Source organism: Streptomyces sp. LS1784 (assembly GCF_020103755.1).
In the GTDB taxonomy this organism is placed as follows: Bacteria; Actinomycetota; Actinomycetes; order Streptomycetales; family Streptomycetaceae; genus Kitasatospora.
Window position 1 is genome coordinate 1 of the sequence record NZ_JAHSQD010000012.1, and the last position, 25,317, is coordinate 25,317.

The window sequence follows — 25,317 nt, forward strand, 5'->3', positions numbered from 1 at the left end:
CGCGGGACGCGCGGCGGCGGTAGTGCCCTGCGCATGAGCATGCGCAGGGCGGTCGAGCGGGAGATCCAGCAGGCCGGCACGCGCGAGAGGCGGGCGCCCGCCCGGCCCGCTAACTCCTTGACCACCGAGCCGAGTTGGTCGGCCAGGCGGCTGGTGCGGCGCTGGTAGCGCTCCACGACGCCGGGAACCTGCTCGCGGAACGTCTGCCGCCGGCAGCCGAGCACCGGGCACGCCAGGCGCCGCAGCCTCACCGAGACGACGACCCGCCGTCCGTCCACCGGCACGTCCGCGACCCTCCGCCCGTGGAAACCGTGCACCCGCGCTGTCGGCGTCCCGCACACGGGGCACGGCACCGGATCATCCCGGGTCCGCGCCGTCACCCGGATCAGATCGCCCTCGTCCGCCACATCCTCGATGACCAGCGCCGACAACCCCGAAAACACCACGCTCACAAGCTCGTTGACATCTCGCACACCATGCCGACGACGCCCGTCACCCTTCGTTACCACCGATTACGGGACAGAGCCGAAGACCGTACAGACCCCCTGCGCCGAGCGATGGTCGAGGCTGCGGAATCCCGGCCGGGCACCGATCCCGATCGCCGCGGTTTCACCATCGCATTCCAGGCCGCCCGGGACCTGCTGACCCGTGCGGAAGGAATCATCGAGCAGGGCATCGGGGAGATCGGCCGCCGGCTCCTGTCGGCCCTTCTGCCTGCGCGCCGCTTCCGCATCGGCACCCGTAAGGTGAAGTCCCCCATCTCGCGTTACGCGGAAAGGAAGCTGGACGGCCGCCCCGATGACAGCCAGGCCGTGACCTCGATGACCATCACGGCCCTTCCGCCCCCATCGCCCGAGCCGCCATTGCCTGCGACGACCATCCCGCAGTACGCCGGGCCCGGCAGAACCAGCAACCGCATGACACGTGTCCTGGCCCTCCTGCAGACAGAACCCCAACGGCAGTGGCGGGCACGGGAGATCGCCGAACTCCTCGGCGACGTCACCCTCGTCGCCACATATCGGCAACTCGCCCGCTGGGCCGAGAGAGGACTGATCACAAGAGTCAGGACCGGCCGCTACACAGCGGCCCCACCGGCCACGCCGTTCCGCTTGCGTCCTCCAACGAAACGCTAACTACCCGGCCTTGGGGATACTTCAACTCGCCAAGGTGCCCCGGCGCGGACACACCCGGGGCTGTCGTGATCGTCCGGGTGATGACAGACTTCTCCTGTAACAGGACCCCTGGTTCTAGATCATCTTGCTCGACACAAGTGATCTACCAGAGGTCCCGTTCCTCGTCATCACGGACTTGACCAACCGTCGACTGGCCAAACGCAACGGTGTTGGGTTTGCGGATCGCTTCTGATCTACAGGATCGGGGACTGCCCGCCGTCGCAGCGCAGCGCCGTGCCGGTCACATACGCGGCGGCGTCGCTGCAGAGGAAGGCGGCGCAACGGGCGAACTCCTCAGGGGATCCGTAGCGCTTCATCGGTATCCGGCCGGCGGACTTGGCACGCTCGGTTTCGATGTCGCGGCCCGACCGGGCGGCCCGGGCGGCGTCGAGTTGCTCCACTCGGTGGGTGGCGATGCGTCCTGGAAGCAGCATGTTCACAGTGACGCCGTTCTCGGCCACGTCGGTGGCCAGCATCTTTAGGTAGGCAGCGAGCGCGGTGCGGCCGATGCCGGAGAGGGCCAGGTCACCGATGGGGGACACCACCGCGCTGGATCCGATGGCGAGTACCCGCCCCCACCGTTGCCGCCGCATGTGCGGCAGGGTGAGCGATAGGAGACGATGGTGTGCCGTCAGGAGTGAGTCGACGGCTTCGCCTAGCTCGTGGGCTTCGATGTCCGTGACCGGTGCGGGGCGTGGCCCCGGGCCGTTCAGCACCAGGATGTCGATCGGTCCGAACGCCGCGGTGGCCTGCCGCACGAGCTCAGTGGGGCCGCCGGGCGCGAGCAGGTCGGCGCCGATGCCGGTGGCGACCGGAAGCTGTGCCGCGATGTCGCGGGCAAGCTCCGCGCGGCGGCCGCAGACCACCACGTTGGCGCCTTCGTGCGCGAGCAACTCGGCGACCGCGCGGCCGAGACCGGACGTCGAGGCGCACACCAGGGCGGTCCGCCCGGAGATCCCCAGTTCCATTGCTGACTCCCGATGTGTGTTGCTCGCGAGTTGGGGGCCGGCCGGCGGGGGCTGGCCGACCCGGTGCTGCCGGCGACGGCTACCGGGCGGCCCGGCGCACGGTGTTCTGAAGGGTGCCGACCCGCTCGACGACCGCCTCGACGACGTCGCCGTCGCGGATGACACAGGCCCCGGGCGTGCCGGTCGCGATGACGGACCCCGCGTCGAGCATCATGCCGCCGGAGAAGTAGGCGACCTGCCAGTGCGGGTCGCGCATCATGGCGGCGACCTGATTGGTGGCGATGGTCTCGCCGTTCACGACGGTCGAGATGCGGATCGAGGCGAGCTCGCCGACCTCATCCGGCGTCACGACCCACGGGCCGAGGCTGCAGAAGGTGTCGAACGCCTTGGACCAGGGGATGTAGCGGGGGTTGATCCGGATCGCGTCCTCCGCAGTCATGTCCAGGATGGTCGTGTAGCCGAAGATGACGGACTCGGCGTCCTCGGCCGCGACGTCCCGGCAGGTGCGGCCTATCACCACTCCGAGCTCGGCCTCCGCGGTGACCCGGTCCGACTGGGTCGGCAGCACGATCTCGTCCCCGTAGCCTATAACGCAGTTGCTCGGACGCAGGTAAGAGCCCGGGGTGCCGCTAGGCTGCTCGACTTCGAGGTCGTCGGCGTGCCGACGGTAGTTCAACCCGACCCCCCAGAGCTTGGGCGGGTGGCGATAGATCGGCCCGAAGGCCACCTCCGCGGACCAAACGGCCTTGGCCTGGATCTCCGGATCGGCCAACGCCAGCCGGATCTGCTCGGCCTGGCCGTCGACGACCACGTCGAGCAGCGTCGGCCCGAGCTTCGTTTCGGTCAGCTCGGCGAGGATGCTGAGCCGGGCGATTCCACCGTCGACCGCGATTCCGACATCCTCCTGGCCGTCCACGGTCATGGTGCAAAAGCGCATGTGAGTACTCCGGTTCCTGTGGCAGAAGGCTTTGCTGTGAAGGAAGATGAATGAGAGTCAGCTCGCGGCAAGTGCGAGGCGGGGGACCAGCGGGGTGCGATCGCGCAGGGCGACGCGGACGAGGTTGAGCAGGGTGAAGCGGACCGGACCGCCCGTGCGTGACGGAAGCTCGACGATCAGGCCGGCGTGCAGCAGGGACTGGATGGCGAGGGCGGCCTGCACCCGGGGGAGCCCTGACAAGCGGACCACCTCCTCGATGGTCCAGCCGTTGGGCCGGTCAGCGAGTTGGAGCGCCAGGTCCTGGGCGACCGGGGTCTGCCGGCCCAGCACGGCCTGAGCGGCGGCCACCGGGTCGATGCGCGTTGCCGGGTGGCTGGCGAGTGCTTCCGGCTCCTCCCGCGCCATGGTGAGCAGTTCGTCGATGGAGATCACCGTGGCCCAGGAGGCGGCGGATTCGAGAGCGCCCGGCAGGCCGTCCAGTCGGCGGCAGACCTCGGCGAGCTTGGTCAGATCGCTTTCGTCGACCTGGAAGTTGGGCCGCAGGTCAGCGAGGCGCCGAAGCAGGAACTCCAGTGCGGGCGCGGTCGTGCTTTCGGCATGCTCCGTGCCGGCCCGCCAGCTGGCGAGCGGGGCCACCGGGAAGCGATGGTGATCCGAGACGTCGTGCGGGACGCGGCTGGTCTCCAGGACGCTCAGGTTGGGGCACTCGCGGATGAGGGTCCACACGGTCTCGCGGCGGACCTGGCCGCTGTCGTTGCCGTCGAGGACGAGCAGCGTGGCGCGCTCGCCGATCTGCCTGGCCAGCCGGTAGACCCCGGCACCCTCACCGACCAGCAGTTCGGCGATCGCCGCCTGGAGTGGGCCGCGGTCGACCTTTTTCTGCAGTTGAACCCAGAGGATCGGGGTGGCCGTCAGCGCCTGGATCGATCGGGCCACGGCGACCGCCAGGTGGGTCTTGCCGACGCCGGCGAATCCGGACATGACCGTGATTCGCTGCTGATCGTTCAACAATTGCCTCATGAGCACGTCAAGCTCGCGAGTGCGGCCGACCAAGGGGCGGGCCAGCACATTGGTGGGCAGGCTGAGGGTGCCGAAGAGCGCCTCGTCGACCTCGCCCCCGGCTGCGAGCTCGAACGAGAGTCGCTCGTGCGGGGTCAACTGGAGGGCGTCCGCGAGCAGTCGCACGGTCTCCCGGCGTGGTGCGGCGACCTGTCCAAGCTCCAGGTTGCGGACGGCCCGAACGCTCACCGTGGAGAGGCCGGCCAGGGTCTTCTGACTGAGCTGGGACCTCCTGCGATAGCGCTGAAGTTGGATCCCGAAGTCCTCGACATTAGCCCAGTTAATCATCGTCACATGCTCCAGAATTGGATACCTGCGCGTGCCGCCGCCTGGGTGGGGCGGCGATGTCAGCGCAGCCGACAGCCATTCCCTCGTGGGAAATTCTCCTGGCCCCCGTAAGTCGGATGAAGGGTAATTCGGCGGATCAGCCGAGGAGCACTCCGGAGAGCCTCGCCGGACGCGGATCCGGCCAGTTCGCCTCGATTTAGTCGAGGCAATCCCCGTGTCTTCCTGGGCCGAAGACCGCGTCCCAGCCTGGCGGAAGGCCGATGGTGTCGGGCCAGAGGCTGTGCTGCCCGTCCCCGTTCACGAGCACCACAAATTCCACGTTGGGATTGTCGAAAAGGTTCGCCACTAATACTCCTTGAGCGCAGGAACTGCGCCGCCACGAACTCCGGTCGGTGTACCGACAAGACTCGACCTTAACCGTAGTGGCTCTGCCAGGGAACCCCCAGTGATTAAGTGCCGCGCGTCGAACAGGAGGCATTTGGGCAGTTGAGGCTGCCGCCGACTGCCTCGGGGTGACGGCGGGGGATGCGACGGCGGTGCCGTTCGGCCGCCCGGCACCTTGTCCAGCCCCGGTCAACGGGGATCCCCGGTATGGAGCCGGTGCTTTCGGGAGCGGCGCACTGAGGGCCCTTGCGTGAGGCATGTCACGTCATGCATGCCCGCCCGCGGCGCGGGCCCTGCGGTGCGGGGTGCGGGGTGCGGGGTGCGGGTGCGGGTGCGGGTGCGGGGTGCGGGGTGCGGGGTGCGGCGGTGCGGGGATGTGCGAAGGCCGGCTGCCCGGGGTTGCATCCCGCGGGAGCTGGCCGCGTGCCGTTCGCTGTCGGGGGCTCAGGACCGCAGCCCGGCGGCGATCTCCTTGACCAGTACCTCCGTCGGGCGGACTCGCTCGACCTTGGCCACGGCGGCCATCAGGTCGAAGACGTCGACCCTGGCTGCCTCGGCGCAGCGCGTGATCAGTGGGAAGAAGCTGGAGTGCGTCTGCGTCAGGCCGCCGAGCACCTGCAGGGTCCGGTCGTCGTGCAGCCGGGGGAGCGGGCGCACGATGGCCTCACTGAGCTCGGCGAGCGCGCGATAGTCGTACTCGGCGGGGTTCCGGTGGTGCGTCAGGATCGCCGCGAAGGCTTCGGTCACGGTGTTCCCCGCACCGCGTCCGATGCCGTCGAGGGTGGTGTCCACGTACCGTGCCCCCGCGGTCGCGGCGGCTAGGGCGTTGGCGTTGGCGAGGCCGAGGTTGTCGTGGCCGTGGAAGCCGAGCGGTACCGGCACCTCCGCGCCGACCCGCCGGAACAGCTCCGCGACCTCGTACGGCAGGTAGCCGCCGACGGAGTCGACCAGGTAGACGCTGTCGGCCCCGAAGCCGGCGCACCGCCGGACCGCGGCCACCACGCCGTCCGTGTCCAGGACGTTGGTCTTCATCAGGTTCACGAAGGTCCGTAGGCCCAGCTCCTTCGCCAGTCCGACGAAGTGCTCGGCTGGGGAGACATCGGTGATGTCGACGCCGATGCGGACGAAGCCCATGCCGGCCTCGGCGGCGCTCCGCAGCTGGCCCGGATCGGCGAGTCCGGGGATGCAGAACATGCCCCAGGCGGCCCGGCGCAGCGTCTCGGCCGCGACCGTGAAGCACCGGTCGTCGGCGATCAGGCTGGGCTGCGACAGCGCCTCACCCGCGCCGAGGCCCAGGCCGTGGCCGAGCTCGACGAGGCCGATCCCCGACTTCTCCAAGCCGGCCAGGACCGCTCGAATGGTTTCCTCCGTGAATTTGAAGTCCACGGAATAGCTTCCATCCCGGAGCGTGCAGTCGAGAATCTCGACCGCCGTTGCAGTCGTACGGACAGCGGGCTCCCGCGAGACGCCGGTCATAGCACTCCCTAGCCGTCGGAAAAATCGCACAGGGAACGTCACGGTACCCAGCGGAAGCCGGCTTGAGCGGCAGTAGCAGAGGCACCTTGGATGCGCTGTCGAGCACTCAAGATGCCTCCCTGGGAGCGCTGTTGATGCTTGTGGGTCCCCGCGAGCGGTGCGAGACTCCTGGCATAGATCGTTCACATGCTTGTGCCGACGGACCGCGCACCGACGGTCATCACGCGGCGATTGCCGGAAAGAGAGTCAATTCATGGGACACGTCCTCTCCGAGAGCCAGCTCGAAAACTATCGGGACAACGGGTTCCTGGTCGTCGAGGGACTCCTCGACGGCGACCTGGTGGCTCGGGCCCGCCAGGTTGTCGACGACCTACTCTCCGCTCCGGAACTGGACTCGGTCGCCGAGAAGGAGCCCGGTGACGCCTCCAAGGCCCGCCGGATCTGGGCCCCGACCAGCCGCGATCAGGTGTTCGCCGACCTCGCGGTGGACGCGCGCCTGCTGGACGCCGTCGCGGACCTGATCGGCGAGGACCTGATCCTGCAGTACTCGAAGCTCAACGTGAAGGCGCCCCACGTCGGCAGCGTCGTGGAGTGGCACCAGGACTTCGCCTACTACCCGCACTCCAACACGGACCTGGTGGCCGCGCTCATCTACCTCGACGACGCGACCCGGGAGAACGCCTGCCTGCGGGTGGCCGCCGGCTCGCACAAGAAGGGCCTGCTCAGCCACGAGGTGGACGGATTCTTCGGTGGGAAGATCGTGAGCCTCGACGGTGTCGGTGTCGACGCGTCCACCGTCGTGGACTGTCCGGGGACCGCTGGCAGCGTGGTCTTCCTGCACCCGCTGGTCGTCCACGCGTCCGAGCAGAACCGCTCCGACCGCTACCGCCGCGCGTTCATCCCCGCCTACCGCGCCACCGACGCCTTCCCGCTGTACTACGGGCCGCATGCCGCGCACAACGAGCCGACCGCCAAGCTGGTCCGCGGCAAGCTCTCCAAGACCGCCCGCAGCGAGGGCGGCACCTGGCGGCTGCCGATCGCTGCGGCCGAGTTCAACTCGCTCTTCGAGATCCAGGAGGGCGCCCACCTGCGGGCCGACCGCAAGGTGGCCACCGGCTACTTCTCGCACGAGGTGGACTCCGCCGCCGCGGGCGCCACCATGTAGCCTCCGCAGGAAACGCCTGATCGGGAGGGACTCGGCATGTCGTACGCCTGGGCCGCGGATGGAACGCGCATCGCCTGCCAGCTTCGGGGGACGGGTTCCCCACTGGTCCTGCTCGCGGGTCAGGCGAACGACCACCACTGGTGGGACGGTGTGCGCGAGGACTTCCACAGTGCCCGCAGCACGATCACGATCGACTACCGCGGGACTGGGGACAGCGACAAGCCGGATGTGCCGTACAGCACCAGGCTGCTGGCCGACGACGTGCGTGCGGTGCTGGACGAGCTCGGGATCGATCGGGCGGACGTGTACGGCACCTCGATGGGGGGCCGGGTGGCGCAGTGGCTGGCGGTCGACCAACCGCACCGCGTCCGCTCCCTCGTCCTGGGCTGCACCTCGCCCGGTGGGCCGCACGCGGTCGAGCGCGACGCGGCCGTCCGCAGGGCGCTCGCGGACCGCGACCCCGTCGCGGCCCGCGCCGCGCTGCTCGACCTGATGTACACCCCGGCCTGGCTGGCCTCACACCCAGGCCCGCACAACACCGTCGGCGATCCCGCGATGCCGGCCTTCGCCCGGACCCGGCACCTGGTGGCCAGCAACCGGCACGACGCCTGGGACGTCCTGCCGCGGATCACCTGCCCCACCCTGGTCGTGCACGGCACCGACGACCTGCTCAACCCGACGGTCAACTCGCGTCTGCTGGTGCAGCGCATCCCCGACGCCCGGCTCGAGCTGCTGGCGGGGGCGCGGCACGCGTACTTCGAGGAGTTCCGGGCGATCGCCGGACCCCTTGTGTCGGACTTCCTGGACTTCATCGACTGAAGGACCCGTTCATGGTCAGCATCGCGGACCTGCCCATCCGCCCCGAACTGAAGGGGCTGACCGCCTACGGCGCCCCGCAGCTCGATGTTCCCGTGCGGCTCAACACGAACGAGAACCCGTATCCGCTGCCCGACGGGCTGGTGGCGGAGATCGCGGCCCGGCTGGTGCCGGTGCTGCGCGAACTGAACCGCTATCCGGACCGGGACGCGGTGGCCCTGCGCATCGCGCTCGCCAAGCACCTGGAGGGCAGCACCGGGGTCGCGCTGAGCGAGCGGCAGGTCTGGGCGGCCAACGGATCGAACGAGGTCATCCAGCAGCTGCTGCAGGCGTTCGGCGGGCCCGGGCGAGTCGCCCTCGGCTTCGAGCCGTCCTACGCGGTGCACCGCGAGATCGCCCGCAGTACGGGCACCCGCTGGGTCTCGGCGCCCCGGGCCGCGGACTTCACGATCGCGCCGGCCGCGTCGTGCGCGGCGATCGCCGAGCACCGGCCGCAGGTCGTCTTCATCACCGCGCCGAACAACCCGACCGGCACCGGGGTTAGCGCCGACACCGTGGCCGCGCTCTACGACGCGGCCCAGGAAGCGGGTCCCTCGCTGGTGGTTTTGGACGAGGCGTACGTCGAGTTCCAGCGCACCCCGTCTCTGCTGCCGCTGATCGCCGGCCGGCCGCTGCTGGTCGTGGTGCGCACCCTGTCGAAGGGGCTCGGCTTGGCCGGGCTGCGCCTCGGCTACCTGGCCGGCTGCGCCGCAGTCGTCGAGGCCCTGCAACTCGTGCGTCTGCCCTATCACTTGTCCGCCCCCACGCAGGCCGTCGCGCTGACGGTGCTGGAGCACGCCCCAGCCCTGCTGGCCAACATCGAGAGGATCACCGCGGAGCGGGACCGGCTGGTGCGGGAACTACGCGCGGCCGGCTACGAGGTGGCCGCCTCCGAGGCGAACTTCGTGCAGTTCGGCCGGTTCCGGGACACCCGCCGGGCCTGGCGGGAGATCGCGGCCCGCGGTGCGCTCGTCCGCGACAGTGAAGTCCCCTCCTGGTTGCGGGTCTCGGTGGGGACGCAGGCGGAGAACGACGTGTTCCTGGCGGCCGTCCACGAACGGCTGCCGTAGTGCCTGCGCACCTGCCGCTCTTCGTGCTCACCACCTGGCTGCTGGCGATGTTGCCGGGCGCCGGACACGCCCTGATGTTGCGCCAGACCCTGGAGGGTGGGCTGCACATCGCCAGGGTCACCATTGTCGGCAACGCGACGGGCCTGCTGCTGTGGTCCCTGTCCGCAGCGGCTGGCCTGTCCGCGCTGCTGTCGGCCAGGCCGGGTGTGTACGTCGTGGTCCGGATCGCCGGCGGCGTCGTGCTGTGCGTGCTCGGGATCAACACGTTCCGGGCGCGCCGCGGCCGTCCGCAGCCACCCGGAGCGGCCGCCGCACCCGGCCGGCGGTGGGGCGCCTTCGGAGCCGGGCTCGCGACGAACCTGGGCAATCCGAAGGCCGGTGTCTTCGCGGTCTCGGTACTGCCGCAGTTCGTCACCACACACGGCCCGGTCTTCGCGTCGAGCGCGTTGCTGGGCGTGGTCTGGGCGGGTGTGAACGCCTGCTGGTACCTGCTGTTCACCTGGGGCGTCAGCCGTGGCCGGTCACTGGTGACCCGGCCGGCCGTACAGCGGGCCCTGCGCCTGGTGACCGGGCTAGTGCTGGTGCTGCTCGGGGTCGCGGTCGCGGCGGGATACTGACCGGGGAACGGACGATCTGCTGCCGGGGTACTGCCGGCCGGCAGTACCCGGGTGCGTTGCGAAGCCGCTCAGTACTGCGGCAGCTCCAACCCGGTCAGGCGGCGGGGGCCGTCCTCGAAGCACAGCTCGAAGGTGAGGGCGGCCCGGGCGGCCTCGATGCAGGCGAGCACCGCGTCGTGGTCCTCGCCCACGCCGGAGACGGTGTCCAGCGTGCGCGTGGCGGTGCCGCCCGACAGGTCCGTACCGGGGCGGACGAAACTCCGGTAGGCCGTGACACCAGGCAGGCTCCGCACCTCCTCGGCACCTTCGACGCCTTCCAGCCGGCACGGGCGCTGCGGCGCCAGGTTGTTGTACTGGAAGTACACCTTGCCGCCGAGGTCGAACGGCGCCGGCAGCCGGGACTCGCCCAGCGCGACGCGGGCGCCGAGCTCCACCAGGTCCACGTCGCAGGTCTCCCTGGCCATCATGTTGACGTAGCCGGAGATGCGGCCGTTGATCTCGATGATGCGCGGTCCATCGGCGGTGAGCTTGACCTCCGTGTGGGTGAAGCCGCAGTTGGCCCCGACCGCCCGGAGCGCGGCGCCGACCAGGTCGAGTACCTCACGCTGCTCCGCCTCGGGCAGGTGGCTCGGCCAGATTCGGCCGGTACCCCGGAACGGCGGCATGACCGGGGTCTTGTCGGTGAGCACCAGGTGGGTGATGCCCTCCGGGGTGCAGACGCTCTCCACCGAGACGTAGTCGCCGAAGGGCTCGCTCGGCCGGCCCTGCAGGAACTCCTCGACGATGAACGGCCCCCACTGCCCCGCGGCGACCAGCCGGTCCAGATACTCGCGCACCTCGGCGCGGTCGGCCGGCGAGCGTATGGCGAAGGTGTGCCGGCTGAGGGTCCCCTCGACGGGTTTCACGATCGCGGGCAATCCGACGGCGTCCAGGGCACGGTCCCAGCCGGTGATCGAGTTGATCAGCGCGGTACGGGTCCGGTCCACGCCCGATTCGGCCAGGGCCCGGCGCTGAAGTCCCTTGTCGGTGAAGAGGCGGGCGGTCCGTTCGGACGGCCCGGGGACGCCCGCCGCGGCGGCGAGCGCCGCCGCGGGCCGGATCAGCTCGTCGCAGAAGGTGAGCACCGCGTCGGGAGCGATCGTCCGGATCAGGTCGGCGTCCGCGGCCGGTACCCCGGACAGGGTGTGGACCTCGCCGAGCATCTCCATCACCGGCCGCAGCTGCTCGACGTGGTCGGAGTGGGCCGGTACCAGGAAGGCCACGTCGCCCAGATCGGCCAGGCCCGCGCCGATCTCGCCGGCGGGCACGGCGCCGAGGTCGTAGAGGACGGCGAAGCGCGGCCTGGAGCGGGTTGCCATGATCACTGGTCACTTTCCTGTGTCGGGTCGGGGTCTGCGGTGAGCTCCGAGCGTTCCCCGGCCGCTGAGGTGGCCGCGGTCAGTGCGGCGGCCGGGGTGCTCCCGGCCGGATCGGCGGCGAGGCGGACGAGGCTCTCGTGCAGGGTGCGGGCGTACGCCTCGACCGAGGGCCGGGCGATGAAGCCCGGGTCGAAACCGATGCGCAGCTGCCCGCTCTCGCCCGTGATCTCCACGTTGACGTGGAAGGCGAAGCTGGGCTTGCCGCGCCGCCACCGGCCGCGAATGGGCGTGGCCGACGCCTCGTCGAGGTCCCGGTGGGCATGGAAGTGCATGTAGTTGAAGACCACCTGGAACGCGGGCCGGCCCAGGCGCTCGGTCAGCAGTGCCTGCGGGAAGTGCCGATGGGCGTAGCCCGTGCGCTCCAGCTGGTCGGCGGACCGGACCAGGTCCGCCCAGCTGCCGGCGACGGTGGCGAAACGGACCGGCAGGGTGTTGAGGAAGAGCCCGCTCGCGCGGTCCGAACCCTCGCTCTCCGGGCGGGTGTTGAACACCAGTCCGGTCACGAGGTCCTGCTCGCGGCCGGACCAGGCGCCCAGCGCCGAGGCGTGCGCGGCCAGCAGCACCGACTTGAGCGAGGTGCCCAGCACGCGCGCCGCGTCCGACAGCGAGCCGACCAGGTCCGCCGCCAGGTCCAGCTCGTACCGCTCCGCCGCGTCCACCACGTGCGCGGGGGCGACGGGCCGGACGAGCCCGGCCGCGTCGCCCGCCTGGGCGAGCCAGTGCTCCGCCGCCTCCGCAGACGCGGCGGCGGCCAGTTCCGCGGCGATGAAGTCGTGCTGGACCCGGGCGTTGACCGCGGCCACCCGTTCGGCAGCCGCCGGGTCGACGCCCGCCTCGTAGAGGTGCACGAGTTCGACCGCGAGCCGGCTGAAGCTCCAGCCGTCCAGCACCGCGTGGTGAGCGGAGAGCGCCACATGGAACGAGTCGGGCAGCGTGACGACCAGGAACCGGACCAGCGGCGCGGTACGCCAGTCCAGCGGTGCGGCGCTCCGCAACGAGCGCCAGTCGTCGACCTGCAGCAGTGCCTGGTCCGCGGACTCGGCGTGCTCGACCCGCAGCTCGGGCTCGACCTGCTGCCACACCAGTTGGGCCGGTACGGACAGGTCGCCGAAGTCGAACGAGGTCCGCAGCGCGGGATGCCGGCGGGTCAGGCCCTGCACAGCTGCCCGGAACCGGTCCTCGTCGAACGGGGCGCACACCTTCCAGCCCTCGACGCTGTGGTACAGGTGAGGGTCCTGGCTGGTCTCGCACAGGTACAGCATCCCGGTCTGCAGCGCGGACGCGGGCAGCGCGTCCTGGAGGCTGTCCGGCAGGCGTTCGCGGTCCTCGTCGGTGAGCAGCGAGAAGGGACCGCCCGCCGCGGGCACCCCGGCGGCGGGGGCGGCTGCCGTGGTGTCCGGGGCCTCACCCGGCTGGAGGCCGGCGGCGTTCTGCAGCAGTGCGCGGACCGTCTGGTGGACCAGCAGGTCGCGCAGCGAGAGGTTGATGCCGTTGGCCCGTGCCTCGTTCACGACGCGCACTGCGAGAAGTGAATCGCCGCCCATGGCATAGAACTTGCTGTCGAGCGTGACCTCTGACGCCTCCAGGCTCTCCCTGAATATGGCCAGCAGGGTGCCCGCGGTCTCTTCCACGAGTATTTCTTCCGTACTCATCAATGCCCCTCGACCTTGGTCGGGATTCCGGGAATGTCACGCATGGTGCGCAGCGGCGAGAACACGACGAAGAGCGCCGCGCTCCACATGCCGAAGGTGCAGACCCACATGGTGGTGCGAAGGCCGGCGGTGGCACCGAGCGACCCGCCGAAGAGCGAGCCCAGCGGCACCACCCCGTAGCAGATCCACAAATACACCGAGCTCACCCGGCTCAGCAGGTCGGGCGGGCAGACCCGCTGGCGGTAGGAGAGCGAGGCGCTGTTGAACAGCGTCGAGTTCGCCGACAGGGCCGCCAGGCCGACGGCGAACATGGCCAGTCCCCAGCCCGGGCGGGCGGCCGGCATCAGCAGGTAGAGCGGCCCGGGGACCAGCATGGACAGCCAGACGATCCGCGCCGAGCCGACCGCGTTCGAGAGCCGGCTGGCGAACGCGCCGGCGAGCAGGCCGCCGATCGCGGCGGACGAGAAGACCAGGCCGATGGCCGTCGAGGAGGCGTGCAACTGCCGTGACATGAAGGTGACCTGGACCGAGGAGGCGGCCATGACGAAGAAGTTGGAGACGCTGGTGCAGATCAGCATCCGTCGCAGGACCGTCTCGTGGCGCACGAAGGCCAGCCCCTCAGCCATCGCGGTACGGAACGGCGGGCGCTTGGCCGCATCCGCCGGCTCAGCGGCCGCGGGGACCCTGATCAGCCCGAGAGTGAGCGCGCTCAGCCCGTAGGTGGCGGCGTTCGCGAAGAGCCCGCGCGCGGCGCCCAGCCAGCCGACCAGCAGGCCGGCCAGCGCCGGCCCGCCCATCTCGGCGAGTGAGTCCGACATGCCCAGCTTGCCGTTGCCGTCGACCAGTTGGGTGCTGCTGACCAGCTTGGGCAGCTGGCTTCGGTAGGCGACGGTGAAGAGCACCGTCAGGGTGCCGGTCGCGCCGACCACGAGGTAGAGGTAGGGCAGGCTCAGCCAGCCGGTCATGCTCGCCACCGGGATCGACACCAGCAGCAGCATCCGGCCGAGGTCGCACGCGATCATCGTCCTGCGCTGGTCGAGGCGGTCGGCGACCACTCCGGCCGGGAGCGAGAAGAGCAGGTACGGCAGCCAGCCGAGCAGAGTCAACAGCGAGACCTGGAACGTTGACGCGTGTAGGACGTCGAGAGCCAACAGCGGCATGGCGACCAGGGCGACCCGAGGGCCCAAGGTGCCCATTCCCTGGCCGGTCCACAGCAGCATGAAGTTCTTGTTCCGCCACAGCGAGTCCGCGGGACCCGCCTCGGTGCGCCGCGCGGGCGCCGTCCGTTGTGTCACTGTCCTGTCCTGCCTTGCCTGACAACGTTGGGAACTCTGCCAGGCATACAGTGCCAGCTCCGCCGTAGCGCGCACCAGACCAGTGAGTGCGAACTACCGCCATTGTGCCCGGGGTTCTGCCGCCCGCCCGGCCGGACCGGTGCCTAGCATCGGTCTGCGCGTTTGTTGCCGACGGCACCGCGCCGAACATGAGGACATGTGCCGGCGGCCGTTGCTGCCTCACGGGAAATGCCCGTGCAAACCGATCGAGATAGGTGAAAGCGCTCGTGGGAAATGAGCTTCCGGGGCAGGCCGACGCCCCCACCGGGTTCCCCTTCGGCGGAACATGCTGTGCGACGGCGCCCTGCCGGAAGTCGCGGTCGACCCGCATTCTTCCGGCCGAGTTGGCGAGCCGCATCGGCGCCCACGCCGAGGAGCTCATCTGCGCGGCCGTGCTCGTCCTGGCACGCAAGTACGCCGACAGCACCGCCTTCTCGCTGGGGATCCGGCGGACGACCTGGTCGCCGACCGCGTCGGCCCGCGATCTGGTCGCCTCGATGCCCTCCTCGCTACGGCTGGCCGACCATCTCGCCTTCGTCGCCGCGGCGTTGCGGGCGGTGCGCGCCCCCGAGCCGGAGCGGGACGCCACGGCCGAGATCGTCTGCGTGCTCGACGGGCCGGCCGCAGTCGGCCTGGGTGCGGAGCTGGTCGTCTCGCACGAGCGATCCCAGGAGGGTGCCATCGTTCTGCACGCGGACGCCGACGAACACCGGTTCGGCACCCCCTTCGTGCAGCGGATGCTCGGACACCTGGAGCGGCTGCTCTATCAGATGTGCACTGAGGTGGAACTGACTATCGGGCAACTTTCCGTCACCACGGACGCCGAGGTCGAGCAGCTGCGTGCACTGACCTGCACGCGGCGGGACTACCCGCGCGACTCGGGCGTCTACCAGCTGTTCGCCGAACAGGCGGCGGCCCGGCCGGACAGCGTGGCGATCAGTCACCAGGACGGGCCCACCAGCTACCGGGAGTTGCAGCAGCAGGCGGAGGAGCTTGCCCGCTGGCTGCGGGCGCAGGGGGTGTCCGCGGGCAGCCGCATCGCGTTCCTGCTGGAGAAGACCCCGCGGCTGCTCGCGGTGGTGCTGGCGATCGTGCGGCTGGGCGCCTGCTACGTCCCGATCGATCCCAGCACGCCGGCCGAGCGCCGGGCCTTCCTGCTCGCCGACAGCGGCGCCCGTCTGCTGGTCACCGAGGACCCGCGGGTCAGCGCCGACATCCCGGTGTTCGACCTCACCGCGTCCCGGGCGAACCCCGCGGACGGTGGACCGCTGCCGGCACCGGCGGGGCCGGAGGCCGAAGCGTACGTGATGTACACCTCGGGGACCACCGGCCGCCCCAAGGGCGTGGTGATCAACCAGCGCGCCGTGGTCCGGCTGGTGTACAACACCGACTTCGCGGACCTGTCGCCGGACGCCCGCATCCTGCAGACCGGCGCCATCGCCTTCGACGCCACGACCTTCGAGTTCTGGGGAGCGCTGCTCAACGGCGGCACCGTCGTGCTGGTGCCCGCCACCACCATGCTCAACGCAGTGGAGCTGCGGGCCGCCATCGAGCAGCACCGGGCGAACCTGATGTTCCTGACGGCCGCACTGTTCAACCAACTGGTCGACCAGGACCCGACGGCGCTGGCCGGCTGCCATGTGCTGGTGGGCGGCGAGGCGCTGTCCCCGGCGCATGTCGCGCGGGCCGTCGAGGCATGCCCGAGCAGCACCTTCAGCAACGCCTACGGTCCGACGGAGAACACCACGTTCTCAGTGGCGCAGCGCATCACCGAGACCGGCCAGGGCCGGATACCGATCGGGCGCCCGATCGCCAACTCCACGGCCTGGGTGCTTGACCGCGACGGCCACCCCCAGCCGCTCGGTGTCCCCGGCGAACTCCACGTCGGCGGCGACGGGCTGAGCTCCGGCTACCTCAACCGGCCCGAGCTCAACCAAGCGGCGTTCGTGGCGGCGCCCGGGATCGGCGAGGGCCGCCTCTACCGCACCGGTGACATCGTCCGCTGGACCGAGGACGGCCTGCTGGACTACCTCGGGCGCGCCGACAACCAGGTCAAGATCCGCGGTTACCGCATCGAACTGGGCGAGATCGAGGTCCAGTTGGGCCTGCTCCCGGGGGTCCGGGAGGCGGCGGTGGTGCTCCATCCGCTGGCCGACGGCATCCCGGCACTGCGGGCCTTCGTCACCGCGGAAGCCCGGATCGACGCGGCCGGCCTCGGCGAGCGGCTCGCCGCGGTGCTGCCCGAGTACATGATGCCCTCCGTGATCCAGCAGGTGCCCGCGATGCCCCGGACCCAGAACAACAAGATCGACCGGGCCGCACTGAACACGATCGCGCTGCCGTCCGCGGCCGCCGCAGCAGGGGAGCGCGCCCCGCGGACGGAGCTGGAGACCACAGTGGCCGCGGCCTTCGCCGAGGTGCTCGGGGTGGCGTCGGTCTCCCTGGACGACGACTTCTTCGAGCTCGGCGGCCACTCGCTGCGGATGATGCGGCTGTGGAACCGGCTCCGCTCGGTCACCGGCGTGCCGATCGAGCTCAAGCAGGTGCTCGACACCCCGACCGTGGCCGGCATCGCGGCCCTGCTGGAGCAGGGCGCCGCCGGGAGCGTGACGCGGCCGCGCCTGGTGCGCCGTTCGTGACCCGCCACCCGTGCTGTCCGTCGGCCAGGGATTCCAAGGAGTGAGCGTGTTCCCGCTGTCCTACGCCCAACAGGGGCTCTGGTTCCTCAACCGCCTGGAGGGACCCAGCTCCACCTACAACGTGCCGGTGCTGGTGCGGCTGACCGGACCGCTCGACGCGCCGGCGCTCGAAGCCGCGCTGCTGGACGTCCTCACCCAGCACGAGAGCCTGCGCACAGTCTTCGGCGAGCACGAGGGCGTGCCGTACCAGCGCGTCCTCCCGGTGGCCGACACGGGCTTCGACCTGGTCCGGCTGGACACCGGCCGGCGGCCGCTCGCACAGGTGCTCCGGGACATCGTCGGCGAGCCCTTCGACCTGGCCGACGACCTGCCGACGCGGGCCCGGCTGATCCAGGTGGCCGGCGAGGAGCACGTGCTGGCCCTGGTGCTGCACCACGCGGTCTGCGACGGCTGGTCCCTGACGCCGCTGCTGCGGGACCTGAGCACGGCCTACACCGCCCGCCGCGACGGCCGCGCACCCGACTGGGCCCCGCTGCCGGTGCAGTACAGCGACTACACGCTCTGGCAGCGGGAGTTGCTCGGCGACGACGAGGACCCCGACAGCCTCGTCAACCAGCAGCTGCGGTTCTGGCGGCAGACCCTGTCCGGGCTGCCCGACGAACTCGTGCTGCCGGACCAGGGCAGCGGCCAGCCGCGTGCCGCCGCCGCGCCGGCTAACGCCGAGGCCCCGGGAGCCACCTACGACCACCGGGTCGAGGCGGCCCTGCACGGCAGGCTGCTGGGTGTCGCCCAGCAGCACGGCTGCAGTCTGTTCATGCTGCTCCAGGCGGCGGTGGCTGCGCTGCTCACCCGCTGCGGCGCGGGGGTCGACATCCCCTTCGGCACCCCCACCGCGGGCCGCGCCGACGAGGCTCTCGACGCCCTGGTCGGTTACTTCGTCAACACCCTGGTGCTGCGCACGGACACCTCGGGCAACCCGACCTTCGCGGAGCTGCTCGCCCGGGTGCGGGCGGCCGACTTCGACGCCTACAGTCACCAGGACCTGCCCTTCGACCGGCTCGTCGAGGCGCTGAACCCGAAGCGGTCGGCCTCCCGCCACCCGTTGTTCCAGGTGATGCTGGCCCTGCACGAGGGCAGTCCGGGCGACGCGCTCCAGCTGCCCGGGCTGAGCGCGCAGCTGCTCCGTCTCGGGACGCGGACCTCGAAGTTCAACCTCTCCATCGACTTCGAGGACCGGCGCGACGCGGCCGGGCAGGCGGCCGGGCTGCGGATCTCCCTCGAGTACGCGACGGACCTCTTCGAAGAGGGCGCCGTCCGGCTGCTAGCCGATCGCCTCGAACGGGTGCTGGCAGGGGTCGCTGACGACCCGTCGGTGCGGCTGCGCGAGCTGCCGGTCCTGTCCGAGGCCGAGCAGCACCAGCAGCTCGTCGAGTGGAACGGTGCGCAGGTCGCGGAGCAGCCGGTCGACCTCGCCCGAACTGTGCAGACCCGGGCGGCCAGGCAGCCGGACGCGGTCGCGGTGTCCGGCACGGACACGCGCTACACCTACCAGGAGCTCACCGACACCGCGGCGGCCGTCTCCCACGCGCTGACCGCGTCCGGTGCCCGGGCCGACGACCTGACTGCGATCGTCTCCCGGCGTAGCACCTGGTTCGTCATGGCCGCGCTCGGCGCCCTCGGGGCCGGCACCGGCTACCTTGCGCTGGACGCCGAACTCCCCGCGGAGCGGGCGCAGAAGATGCTCGTGGACAGCCGCGCGCGGTTCGTGCTCACCGAACCCGGGCTGGCGGAGCTGAGCGCCGAGCTGCTGGCGGCCAGCGAGGGCGTGCAGTGCGTCGAGCCGCGGCCCGGAGCCGCTGGCCTGGCGGCCGGGGAGCTCTCCCCGGCCGCCGACGCCGGCACGCACCCGCTCGCCCTCGCCTACGCCGTGTTCACCTCCGGGTCCACCGGCCGGCCCAAGGGCGTCCTGGTGCCGCACCGAGGCCTGTCCAACCACCTGCTCGCCGTCGTCGAGCTCTACGGCCTCGACGAGCGCGACACGATGGCCTTCAACGCGCCGCTGACCTTCGACGTCGCTGTTTGGCAGGCGCTGACCATGGCGGTGGTGGGCGGTCGGGTCCACGTGCTGGATGAGGACACTATCCGCGACCCGCTGGCGCTCGTCCAGTGCGTCGCCGCCGAGGGCATCACCGTGCTGCAGATCGTGCCTCAGGTGCTGCGGGCGATCCTCGACCTGTGGGATCTCGACGACCGGTACGTCGACCTCCTGGGCGGGCTGCGCTGGATGCTGGTGCACGGTGAGGAGCTTCCCCCGGACTTGGTCGACCGATGGTTCTCGCGCCACCCCGGCATCCCGCTGGCCAACGTCTACGGGCCGGCCGAGTGCTCGGACGACGTGTCGATCTCGGTGATCCGCGCCGGCGACGACTACCGCCGCAAGCGGGCCCCGATCGGGCAGCTGCTGCGCAACATGAGGGCCTACGTCCTGGACGACTTGCTCCAACTGGTGCCGGCCGGTGTGGTGGGGGAGCTCTACGTCGGCGGCGCGGGCCTCGCCCGGGGCTACGCCGGCCGGGCCGACCTCACCGCCCAGCGCTTCGTCGCCGACCCGCTCGGCACGCCTGGCGAACGGATGTACCGCACCGGTGACCTGGTCCGCTGGAGCGCCGGCGGTGAGCTGGAGTTCATGGGGCGGGCCGACCACCAGGTGAAGATCCGCGGGCACCGGATCGAGCCCGGCGAGGTGCAGGCCGTCCTGGAGCAGCACGCCCTGGTCCACCAGGCGTTCGCGCTGGCCCGCGAGGACCGGCCCGGCGACACCCGCCTGGTCGCCTACGTGGTGCCGGTTTCGGGCGCTGCGCCCGAGCCGGCCGAGCTGCGGCGCCATGCCGTCGAGCAGCTGCCGGACTACATGGTCCCGTCGGCGTTCGTGTGCCTCGCCGAACTCCCGGTGACACCGAACGGCAAGATCGATCGGAAGGCCCTGCCGACCCCCGAGCCGGCCGCGACCCGGCTGGGAGCGGCGCCGCGTACCCCGCAGGAGGAACTGCTCTGCGGCCTCTTCTGCGAGCTGCTGGACCTGCCCCAGGTCGGCGTCGAGGACAGCTTCTTCGACCTCGGCGGGCACTCGATGCTGGCGATGCGCCTGCTCAGCCGCATCCGCACGGTGCTGGGACTGGACGTCACGGTGCGCTCGCTCTTCCAGGCGCCGACCGTGGCGGGGATCCTCGCGGCCAGCGGAGCGCGCGACGATGGTGAGGACTTTGGTGTGCTGCTGCCGCTGCGGCCCGGCGCCGACAGCCCACCGCTGTTCTGCGTCCATCCGGCCACCGGTCTGGCCTGGACCTACGCCGGGCTGGCCGCGTACCTGCCGCCCACCGTGCCGCTGTACGGGCTGCAGGCCCCCGGCCTGGCCGAGGGGGCGAGCCGCCCCGCGGACCTGGCCGAGCTGACCGACCGGATGCTCGCCGAGATCCGCGGCGTGCAGCCGGAAGGCCCCTACCGGCTACTCGGCTGGTCGCTGGGCGGCAACATCGCCCAGGCGCTCGCCGCCCGGCTGGAGGGCGAGGGACACCGCGTCGACCTGCTCGTCCTGGTCGATGCCTACCCCGGCGAGGTCTGGCCCTACCCGGCCCACGCCACCCCCGAGCAGTGGGACGAGTTCAGCCTGCTGAGCACGCTCGCGCCGGAGGCGGTCGACCCCACGCGGGTCGACACGGACCTCAGCGGCGTGCTGGACCTGCTGCGCCCGGCCGCCCTGGAGCGGTTGGCGGTGGCGCCCGAGGTGCTGGACCGGCTGGTCCGGGTTGGTGTCAACGCCAGCCGGCTGGTGGCCCGGCACCGCCCGGCGCGCTTCACCGGCCGGACCGTCTACTTCACCGCCACCCGCAGCCGCGGCGCCACCCGGCCGAGCCCGCGCTCCTGGGAGCCGTACCTGGCCGACCTCACCGAGCACGACCTCGACTGCCGGCACGAGGAGGCCATGGACGCCGAACCGCGCCGCCGGATCGCCCGGATCATCACGCCCGACCTGACCCGCCCGTGAGGGCAACGAACGTGAGCCATCGGAAGGCGAGTAACACCCATGACCGAACTCCTGCAACCGACCTCCTCACCCGCCGCCGAGTCGGAGCTGCGCAACCGCTTCCAGGGCCCGATCGTGGGGCCCGCCGACCCTGACTACGACACTGTGCGGGCGGTGTGGAACGGCATGCACGACCGCCGGCCGAGCCTGATCCTGCGCTGCACCGACACGACCGACGTCAGCGCCGCGCTGCGCTACGCCAAGGCGAGCGGCCAGGCGGTGACGGTCCGCGGCGGCGGCCACAACGTCGCGGGTACCGCGCTGGCCGACGGCGCCGTGCTGATCGACCTGTCGCTGATGCGGGAGGTGACGATCGACCCGGAGCAGCAGCTCGCCCACGCCCAGGGCGGCTGCCTGCTCGGCGACGTCGACGCTGCGACCACCGCGTACGGCCTGGCCTGCCCGGCCGGCGTCGTCTCGCACACGGGTCTGGGCGGACTCGCACTCGGCGGCGGCTACGGGTGGCTCGCCCGCAAGTGGGGCTTGACCTGTGATCACATCATCGCCGCGGAGGTTGTGCTGGCCGACGGCAGCGTCGTGGTGGCCGACGAGAGCAAGCACGCCGAGCTGCTCTGGGGGCTGCGCGGCGGCGGCGGCAACCTGGGCATCGTCACCCGCTTCACGCTCCGGCTGCGCCCGGTGGGCTCGGTGCACTTCCACACCGGTGTCTTCGCCCTCGCCGACGGGGTGGCGGCGCTCGCTCGCTACCGGGAGTTCGCCGAGGCGCAGGCGCCCGACCTGCACACCGTCGGCGCTCTGAAGTACGCCGGCTCGCAGGACTGGGTGCCGGCCGAACTGCGGGGCAAGCCGGCGCTGTTCCTGACCTCGGTCTGGTTCGGCGACCCGGCCGAGGGGCCGGCGCAGACCGAGCCGCTGTTCGCGACCGCGGCCGGCGACGAGGCCCGGCTGATGAGTTACGCCGAGCTGCAGGCCCTGGGCGACCACGGCGAGCCGCACGGGAACCGCTACTTCACCAAGTCCTGCTACCTGACCGAGCTCACCGCGGGTGCCGCCGAGGAGCTGATCGCGAGCGGGGCGGCGATGGTGTCCCCACGCTCGTCCATCGACTTCGAGTACCTGCGCGGCGCCATCGCCGAGGTCGCCGACGAAGCCTCCGCCTTCCCGCGCCGGGACGCCCCGTACATCGTCACCGTCTCGGCCCAGTGGACCGATCCCGCGCAGGACCAGGCCAACGCGGCCTGGAGCCGCGCGGGCGTCGAGCGGCTCGCGCCGTGGCACCTCGGCGGTGCCTACGTCAACTACCTGCAGGACGAGCAGCCGGGCAAGGTCGCCGAGGTCTACGGGACCCGGCGGTACGAGCGCCTGGCCGATCTCAAGCGCCGTTTCGACCCGGAGAACGTGTTGTCCGGCAACCAGAACATCCCTCCCACCGCATCCGCGCACCAGTAAGAAGGGGCATCCCAATGTCGCAGCACACTTCGCATACTCCGAGTGTCATGCCCCCGGCAACCTATGCCAGCAACGAGCCGGGAGCCTTCGTCAAGGCCCTGCGCTCGCCCTGGTACCAGCTCGTGGCAGAGCTCCACGAGACCCTCCAGTGGGCGACCATGGAGTACGCGCGCTCGCAGGGCCTCAAGCACCTGTGGCTGCCGATCACCACACGCACGGTCACCTGCCCGACCGCGCTGGGCAGCGACACCGAGGCGGTCAAGGTCAGCGTCAGCGGCGTTGACACCTACCTGGCGGACTCGATGCAGTTCGCGCTGGAGTACGGCTGCCGCCTCTCGCCCGGCGGGTGCTACAGCATCCTGCCGTCCTTCCGCGGCGAGACCCCGGACGCCACACACCTGAACCAGTTCACGCACAGCGAGGCCGAGATCCCCGGTGGGATGGAGGACCTCATCCGTTACGTCAACGGCTACGTCAAGGCGCTCGCCGCGGCCGTGCTCGACCAGCACGGCGACCGGCTGGCCGACGCGCGCGGCGACATCTCCCACCTGGAGCGAATGGTCAACCACACCGCCCCGTTCGAGCGGCTGACCTTCGACGAGGCCGTCAGGTTGGTGCAGGACGAGGACGGCTGCGTCCGTGACGAGGGAGACTGGCGCACCCTCACGCGCAAGGGCGAGCGCCTGCTGATGACCAAGGTCAGCGAGTTCCTCTGGGTGCACGACCTGGACACCCTGGCGGTGCCGTTCTACCAGGGCTTCGGTCCGGACGACAGCAGCCGAGCCCGCTGCGCCGACCTCTTCTTCGGGATGGGCGAGGTCGTCGGCTCCGGGGAACGCCACGTCGACGCCGACCTGCTGCGCAAGTCCATGGCGATGCACAACGTCAAGGAGGACGAGTACGACTGGTACGTCCGCATGCGCGAGGAGAGTCCGATGCTGACCTCCGGGTTCGGCATGGGCTTCGAACGCTTCCTGATGTGGGTGCTCAATCATGACGACATCCGCGACCTCCCGCTGATCTCCCGGGTCAACGAGCCCGAGGCGTGGCCCCCGGCGGTTGTCCGGCCGTAGCTCCGGCCCGTGTCCCAAATCCTTCGAACGTGCCGTCCCCATCCACCCGGTGGGTCCGGGGACGGCACGTCCCACCGCACGAATCGAGACACAGCGCGATGACGCTCCAGCCCGTACCGCTCCTGTGCCTGCCTTACGCGGGCGCGGGTGCGAGCGTGTTTTGGAAGTGGCGCCAACTGGCGCCGCTGGGCCTGCGACTCGCGCCCCTGCAGCTGCCGGGGCGCGAGGAGCGGACCAACGAGGAACCGTTCCGTAGTGTGGCCGACGCCGTTCATGCCCTGCTGCCCGACGCCGTGGCCGCGGCGGCCGGACATCGCCGGGTCGCCGTGTTCGGTCACAGCATGGGCGCCGTCCTGGCCTTTGAACTCGCCCGCGCCCTTGAGGAGCGCACCGAGATCCCGGTGGCTCACGTGTACGTGAGCGGATCGCCGGGGCCTTACCACGGCCGCGCCGAGAACACCGTCGACCTCGACGACGACACCTTCCTCGCCGCTGTGGAGCAGTTCGCCGGGCACCGGCACCCGGCCTTCGAGTTCCCGGAGTTCCGGGAACTGCTGCTGCCGATGTTGCGCGCGGACGTGGCCATGCACGAGAGCTACCGCCCGCTGTCCGACGCCCCGATCCAGGCGCCGGTCAGCTGCCTACGCGGCGACCAGGACACCCTGGTCAGCGCGGACGACGCTGCGCAGTGGTGCAAGGTGACGACCGGTCGGTTCACCTACATCGAGCGGCCCGGCGGCCACATGTACCTGCTCGACACGCCTGCAGAGCTGCTGCGCCTGATCGCCGCGGACCTGCACCCCGACGCGCCGGCAGAGGCGCTCGCCGGCCCGGCGCAGGGTGCTTCGAGCAGTCGGGAGACGCCGTGCGACTAGCAGACAGGACTGTCATCGTGACCGGGGCCGGCCGCGGGCTCGGCCGTGCGACCGCCGTCCGCTTCGCCCAGGAGGGCGCGGATCTCGTGCTCCTCGACGTCGGCGCGGACATCAAGGGCGTGCCGTACCCGCTGGCCAGCCGCGACCAGCTGGACCGGACCAACGAGTTGTGCCGGCAGGCCGGCGCCTCCACCCTGCCGCTACTAGCGGACGTCCGCGACAGCGCGTCGGTGCGGGCGGCGGTCGACGGCGCGCTGCGGCGGTTCGGCCGGGTCGACGCGCTGGTCAACAACGCCGGTATCGCGGCTCCGTCGGGCAAGCCGGTGCACGAGATCAGCGACGACGAGTGGGAGTTGATGCTCGACGTCGACCTCTCCGGGGCCTGGCGGATGATCCGGGCCGTCGCGCCCGCCATGCTGGAGCAGCGCAGTGGCAGCATCGTCAACGTCTCCTCGACGGCCGGCCTCGTCGGGTACCGGCACTTCGCGGCCTATGTCGCGGCGAAGCACGCCCTGGTCGGGCTGACCAAGGCGGCGGCGCTCGACTTCGCCCCGCGTCAGGTGCGGGTCAACGCCCTGTGTCCGGGCTCGGTGCGCGACGCCGCCCACGTCGAGGGCCGCATGCTCTCCGAGATCGCCCGCAGTCTCGACGTGGACGTCGACGAGCACGAGCAGACTTTCGTCACGGCCCAGCCGATGAACGCGCTGATCGAGCCGGAGGAGATCGCGAACGCGGCGCTCTGGCTGGCCGGCGACGACTCCCGCCAGGTGACCGGAACCACGCTCACTGTCGACGGCGGCTTCTCCGCCCGATGAGCGACCTTCTCGGCTGATGTGGATGA

The 25,317-nt window shown here is 71.0% G+C and carries 20 protein-coding genes; 11 read left to right on the top strand and 9 right to left on the bottom strand.

All coding sequences use genetic code 11. The annotated features are described in order from the left end of the window. On the bottom strand, nucleotides 1-431 hold a 431-nt coding region (locus KS423_RS03245; protein ID WP_224274653.1), incomplete at its 3' end, for a transposase family protein. 126 nt (nucleotides 432-557) lie between these two features. Between KS423_RS03245 and KS423_RS03250 the strand changes: the two genes are divergently transcribed. After that, nucleotides 558-1,133, top strand: coding sequence for a hypothetical protein (locus KS423_RS03250; RefSeq protein ID WP_224274595.1), 576 nt, complete (start codon nucleotides 558-560; stop codon nucleotides 1,131-1,133). A 233-nt stretch (nucleotides 1,134-1,366) separates the two neighbouring features. Here the strand turns inward: KS423_RS03250 and KS423_RS03255 are convergent, their stop codons facing one another. The 5 genes from KS423_RS03255 to KS423_RS03275 all read right to left on the bottom strand — a co-directional run bounded on the left by KS423_RS03255 (nucleotide 1,367) and on the right by KS423_RS03275 (nucleotide 6,284). After that, nucleotides 1,367-2,140: an SDR family oxidoreductase gene (locus KS423_RS03255; protein ID WP_224274597.1), complete on the bottom strand. Its 774-nt coding sequence runs from the start codon at nucleotides 2,138-2,140 to the stop codon at nucleotides 1,367-1,369. A gap of 79 nt (nucleotides 2,141-2,219) precedes the next feature. Beyond that, nucleotides 2,220-3,077 (bottom strand): fumarylacetoacetate hydrolase family protein, encoded by an 858-nt coding sequence (locus KS423_RS03260; RefSeq protein WP_224274598.1) that lies wholly within the window; start codon nucleotides 3,075-3,077, stop codon nucleotides 2,220-2,222. 57 nt (nucleotides 3,078-3,134) lie between these two features. After that, nucleotides 3,135-4,424, bottom strand: coding sequence for a helix-turn-helix domain-containing protein (locus KS423_RS03265; protein WP_224274600.1), 1,290 nt, complete (start codon nucleotides 4,422-4,424; stop codon nucleotides 3,135-3,137). A gap of 196 nt (nucleotides 4,425-4,620) precedes the next feature. Next, nucleotides 4,621-5,067: an MbtH family protein gene (locus KS423_RS47900; RefSeq protein WP_308020128.1), complete on the bottom strand. Its 447-nt coding sequence runs from the start codon at nucleotides 5,065-5,067 to the stop codon at nucleotides 4,621-4,623. Nucleotides 5,068-5,252: 185 nt separating this feature from the next. Next, nucleotides 5,253-6,284 carry a hypothetical protein gene (locus tag KS423_RS03275; RefSeq protein WP_224274604.1) on the bottom strand — a complete coding sequence of 344 codons (1,032 nt, stop codon included), beginning with the start codon at nucleotides 6,282-6,284 and terminating at the stop codon, nucleotides 5,253-5,255. A 253-nt stretch (nucleotides 6,285-6,537) separates the two neighbouring features. Between KS423_RS03275 and KS423_RS03280 the strand changes: the two genes are divergently transcribed. From KS423_RS03280 to KS423_RS03295, 4 genes are read left to right on the top strand one after another with little or no spacing between them, the layout of a single operon-like run. Further along, nucleotides 6,538-7,449 (top strand): phytanoyl-CoA dioxygenase family protein, encoded by a 912-nt coding sequence (locus KS423_RS03280; RefSeq protein WP_224274605.1) that lies wholly within the window; start codon nucleotides 6,538-6,540, stop codon nucleotides 7,447-7,449. Between the two features lie 36 nt (nucleotides 7,450-7,485). Next, entirely contained in the window at nucleotides 7,486-8,268 is a 783-nt protein-coding gene (locus tag KS423_RS03285; RefSeq protein WP_224274607.1) for an alpha/beta fold hydrolase, read from the top strand. Nucleotides 8,269-8,279: 11 nt separating this feature from the next. Next, on the top strand, nucleotides 8,280-9,374 hold the full coding sequence (locus KS423_RS03290) for a histidinol-phosphate transaminase (RefSeq protein WP_224274608.1): 1,095 nt from the start codon (nucleotides 8,280-8,282) through the stop codon (nucleotides 9,372-9,374). Beyond that, nucleotides 9,374-9,991, top strand: a complete 618-nt coding sequence (locus KS423_RS03295; RefSeq protein WP_224274610.1) for a LysE family translocator — start codon at nucleotides 9,374-9,376, stop codon at nucleotides 9,989-9,991. The genes KS423_RS03290 and KS423_RS03295 overlap by 1 nt, the downstream gene beginning before the upstream one ends. A 68-nt stretch (nucleotides 9,992-10,059) precedes the next feature. On the opposite strand, the gene KS423_RS03300 is transcribed toward KS423_RS03295, so the two are convergent. Genes KS423_RS03300 through KS423_RS03310 form a run of 3 tightly spaced genes read right to left on the bottom strand, consistent with a single transcriptional unit; the run spans nucleotide 10,060 to nucleotide 14,356 of the window. Beyond that, the gene (locus tag KS423_RS03300) at nucleotides 10,060-11,349 is read right to left on the bottom strand and encodes an ATP-grasp domain-containing protein (RefSeq protein WP_224274612.1); all 1,290 of its coding nucleotides are present in this window, start codon (nucleotides 11,347-11,349) and stop codon (nucleotides 10,060-10,062) included. A gap of 2 nt (nucleotides 11,350-11,351) precedes the next feature. Then, nucleotides 11,352-13,040: a condensation domain-containing protein gene (locus tag KS423_RS03305; RefSeq protein WP_224274613.1), complete on the bottom strand. Its 1,689-nt coding sequence runs from the start codon at nucleotides 13,038-13,040 to the stop codon at nucleotides 11,352-11,354. Nucleotides 13,041-13,060: 20 nt separating this feature from the next. After that, nucleotides 13,061-14,356 (bottom strand): MFS transporter, encoded by a 1,296-nt coding sequence (locus KS423_RS03310; protein ID WP_224274615.1) that lies wholly within the window; start codon nucleotides 14,354-14,356, stop codon nucleotides 13,061-13,063. 383 nt (nucleotides 14,357-14,739) lie between these two features. Between KS423_RS03310 and KS423_RS03315 the strand changes: the two genes are divergently transcribed. The 6 genes from KS423_RS03315 to KS423_RS03340 all read left to right on the top strand — a co-directional run bounded on the left by KS423_RS03315 (nucleotide 14,740) and on the right by KS423_RS03340 (nucleotide 25,291). After that, entirely contained in the window at nucleotides 14,740-17,034 is a 2,295-nt protein-coding gene (locus KS423_RS03315; protein ID WP_224274617.1) for a non-ribosomal peptide synthetase, read from the top strand. A gap of 46 nt (nucleotides 17,035-17,080) precedes the next feature. Continuing rightward, nucleotides 17,081-21,079 (top strand): amino acid adenylation domain-containing protein, encoded by a 3,999-nt coding sequence (locus KS423_RS03320; RefSeq protein WP_224274619.1) that lies wholly within the window; start codon nucleotides 17,081-17,083, stop codon nucleotides 21,077-21,079. Nucleotides 21,080-21,118: 39 nt separating this feature from the next. After that, on the top strand, nucleotides 21,119-22,528 hold the full coding sequence (locus KS423_RS03325; RefSeq protein WP_224274620.1) for an FAD-binding oxidoreductase: 1,410 nt from the start codon (nucleotides 21,119-21,121) through the stop codon (nucleotides 22,526-22,528). Between the two features lie 47 nt (nucleotides 22,529-22,575). Then, nucleotides 22,576-23,601, top strand: a complete 1,026-nt coding sequence (locus tag KS423_RS03330) for an amino acid--tRNA ligase-related protein (protein WP_224274622.1) — start codon at nucleotides 22,576-22,578, stop codon at nucleotides 23,599-23,601. A 155-nt stretch (nucleotides 23,602-23,756) separates the two neighbouring features. Further along, nucleotides 23,757-24,476: a thioesterase II family protein gene (locus KS423_RS03335; protein ID WP_374119895.1), complete on the top strand. Its 720-nt coding sequence runs from the start codon at nucleotides 23,757-23,759 to the stop codon at nucleotides 24,474-24,476. Beyond that, nucleotides 24,467-25,291 (top strand): SDR family oxidoreductase, encoded by an 825-nt coding sequence (locus KS423_RS03340; RefSeq protein ID WP_224274625.1) that lies wholly within the window; start codon nucleotides 24,467-24,469, stop codon nucleotides 25,289-25,291. The genes KS423_RS03335 and KS423_RS03340 overlap by 10 nt, the downstream gene beginning before the upstream one ends. Nucleotides 25,292-25,317: the final 26 nt, after the last annotated feature.